This window comes from Microvirga sp. HBU67558, from assembly GCF_018069605.1.
GTDB lineage: Bacteria > Pseudomonadota > Alphaproteobacteria > Rhizobiales > Beijerinckiaceae > Microvirga > Microvirga terrae.
On the sequence record NZ_JAGPUP010000261.1, the window covers coordinates 1 to 721 of the forward strand.

The 721-nt window shown below is 63.5% G+C and carries 1 protein-coding gene; it reads right to left on the bottom strand.

Going from position 1 to position 721, the window contains the following annotated elements:
* A partial coding sequence (locus KBI52_RS01125) for a DUF3616 domain-containing protein (protein ID WP_210804820.1) occupies positions 1-436 on the bottom strand: 436 nt, incomplete at its 3' end.
* Between the last annotated feature and the right edge of the window lie 285 nt (positions 437-721).

Here is a 721-nt window from a genome sequence, read left to right on the forward strand (position 1 = left end):
CCTCCTCAATCAGAGGAATGCGTCCCAGGAAGGAGCGGTTGGGCTCGCGTTCGATCTCTTCCATGGTCTGGAGAGCCCGAGCTCGGTCGTTCTCATCGCGCTTGGGCTTGGAACGCTTGCCGGAGTGGGACCCGACAAGCCAGAGGAAGCCGTCAGCGGCGCACAGCCCCTCAATGTCCATCTCGCCCTCGGCCCCGGCTGGCAGGTGAACCAGCGCGTCCAAGCTGAATTGCTGATGGTCCCCAAAGCTGCCGTCGTCCAGGCGGCGAAGGCGTTCGACACTGGCGGTCTCGTCACAGGCAAGGAGAAGGCAGTCGCCGACCCGCGCCACGGCGGAGAGATCCTTGTGGAGCGGGTCCTCTGTCCGCCGCGGCGTCCAGTCGGAGAAGGTGAGAGGGACCTGATCGATGGCTTCTGCGGGGCTGGTGTTCGGCACGGCGGCTCCTGAGGTGCATTGGCACTGGAGCGTCAACGCATGAGGCTGCATTGGAGCCCAACGGCCTAGAGCGTAGGTCGGCTGGCCGGGTCTCGAACTTTCCCGAAACCGCTGACCTGTTGAGACCGTCCATGACGCTTTCGTCTCATTCCAGTGTGAGACCACTTTTCGCGTCCGATGCTCTAAGCGCTATCCGGATTCCTGTGAGCACGGCATTCAACGCGCCGCCCAGAGCATGCCGCGTCTGAGGATGGTGCGCATTTCGGGCACGTCGAACTCCTTCGC